This is a genomic window from Streptomyces sp. E2N166 (assembly GCF_003671715.1).
Classification (GTDB): Bacteria; Actinomycetota; Actinomycetes; order Streptomycetales; family Streptomycetaceae; genus Streptomyces; species Streptomyces thinghirensis.
This window is the reverse complement of sequence record NZ_RAIF01000011.1, coordinates 1-2,492: the sequence shown is the minus strand read 5'-3', so window position 1 is coordinate 2,492 and position 2,492 is coordinate 1. Positions and strand designations below refer to the sequence as shown.

Here is a 2,492-nt window from a genome sequence, read left to right as displayed (position 1 = left end):
TCGTGACTGCGTGCCTTTTGAAGAATGAGCCTGCGAGTTTGCGGTGTGTTGCGAGGTTAACCCGGGTGGGGAAGCCGTAGCGAAAGCGAGTCCGAACAGGGCGATTCAGTAGCACGCTCAAGACCCGAAGCGGAGTGATCTAGCCATGGGCAGGTTGAAGCGGAGGTAAGACTTCGTGGAGGACCGAACCCACCAGGGTTGAAAACCTGGGGGATGACCTGTGGTTAGGGGTGAAAGGCCAATCAAACTCCGTGATAGCTGGTTCTCCCCGAAATGCATTTAGGTGCAGCGTCGTGTGTTTCTTGCCGGAGGTAGAGCACTGGATAGGCGATGGGCCCTACCGGGTTACTGACCTTAGCCAAACTCCGAATGCCGGTAAGTGAGAGCGCGGCAGTGAGACTGTGGGGGATAAGCTCCATGGTCGAGAGGGAAACAGCCCAGAGCATCGACTAAGGCCCCTAAGCGTACGCTAAGTGGGAAAGGATGTGGAGTCGCACAGACAACCAGGAGGTTGGCTTAGAAGCAGCCACCCTTGAAAGAGTGCGTAATAGCTCACTGGTCTAGTGATTCCGCGCCGACAATGTAGCGGGGCTCAAGCGTACCGCCGAAGTCGTGTCATTGCAGCAATACGGCCAACGCCGGCTGTGATGGGTAGGGGAGCGTCGTGTGCCGGGTGAAGCAGCCGCGGAAGCGAGTTGTGGACGGTTCACGAGTGAGAATGCAGGCATGAGTAGCGATACAAACGTGAGAAACGTTTGCGCCGATTGACTAAGGGTTCCTGGGTCAAGCTGATCTGCCCAGGGTAAGTCGGGACCTAAGGCGAGGCCGACAGGCGTAGTCGATGGATAACCGGTTGATATTCCGGTACCCGCTGTGAAGCGTCAAACATCGAGCATCGTGATGCTAAGGCCGTGAAGCCGTTCCGGACCCTTCGGGGAAAGGAAAGTGGTGGAGCCGCCGAACCAAGCGGTTAGTAGGTGAGTGATGGGGTGACGCAGGAAGGTAGTCCATCCCGGGCGGTGGTTGTCCCGGGGTAAGGGTGTAGGCCGTGCGATAGGTAAATCCGTCGCACATTAGGCTGAGACCTGATGCCGAGCCGATTGTGGTGAAGTGGATGATCCTATGCTGTCGAGAAAAGCCTCTAGCGAGTTTCATGGCGGCCCGTACCCTAAACCGACTCAGGTGGTCAGGTAGAGAATACCGAGGCGTTCGGGTGAACTATGGTTAAGGAACTCGGCAAAATGCCCCCGTAACTTCGGGAGAAGGGGGGCCATTCCTGGTGATGGAATTTACTTCCTGAGCTGGGGGTGGCCGCAGAGACCAGCGAGAAGCGACTGTTTACTAAAAACACAGGTCCGTGCGAAGCCGTAAGGCGATGTATACGGACTGACGCCTGCCCGGTGCTGGAACGTTAAGGGGACCGGTTAGCTCCATTTCGGTGGGGCGAAGCTGAGAACTTAAGCGCCAGTAAACGGCGGTGGTAACTATAACCATCCTAAGGTAGCGAAATTCCTTGTCGGGTAAGTTCCGACCTGCACGAATGGCGTAACGACTTCTCGACTGTCTCAACCATAGGCCCGGTGAAATTGCACTACGAGTAAAGATGCTCGTTTCGCGCAGCAGGACGGAAAGACCCCGGGACCTTTACTACAGTTTGATATTGGTGTTCGGTTCGGCTTGTGTAGGATAGCTGGGAGACTGTGAACTCTGGACGCCAGTTCAGGGGGAGTCGTCGTTGAAATACCAGTCTGGTCGTGCTGGATGTCTAACCTGGGTCCGTGATCCGGATCAGGGACAGTGTCTGATGGGTAGTTTAACTGGGGCGGTTGCCTCCTAAAGAGTAACGGAGGCGCCCAAAGGTTCCCTCAGCCTGGTTGGCAATCAGGTGTTGAGTGTAAGTGCACAAGGGAGCTTGACTGTGAGACCGACGGGTCGAGCAGGGACGAAAGTCGGGACTAGTGATCCGGCGGTGGCTTGTGGAAGCGCCGTCGCTCAACGGATAAAAGGTACCCCGGGGATAACAGGCTGATCTTCCCCAAGAGTCCATATCGACGGGATGGTTTGGCACCTCGATGTCGGCTCGTCGCATCCTGGGGCTGGAGTCGGTCCCAAGGGTTGGGCTGTTCGCCCATTAAAGCGGTACGCGAGCTGGGTTTAGAACGTCGTGAGACAGTTCGGTCCCTATCCGCTGTGCGCGTAGGAGTCTTGAGAAGGGCTGTCCCTAGTACGAGAGGACCGGGACGGACGAACCTCTGGTGTGCCAGTTGTCCTGCCAAGGGCATGGCTGGTTGGCTACGTTCGGGAGGGATAACCGCTGAAAGCATCTAAGCGGGAAGCCTGCTTCGAGATGAGGACTCCCACCCCCTTGAGGGGTTAAGGCTCCCAGTAGACGACTGGGTTGATAGGCCGGATCTGGAAGCACCGCAAGGTGTGGAGGTGACCGGTACTAATAGGCCGAGGGCTTGTCCTCAGTTGCTCGCGTCCACTGTGTT

At 56.8% G+C, this 2,492-nt stretch carries 1 rRNA gene; it reads left to right on the top strand.

Annotated features, from left to right (window positions below):
- Window positions 1–2,470: ribosomal RNA gene (locus EBH09_RS07590) — 23S ribosomal RNA — on the top strand; the annotation flags it as partial.
- Between the last annotated feature and the right edge of the window lie 22 nt (window positions 2,471–2,492).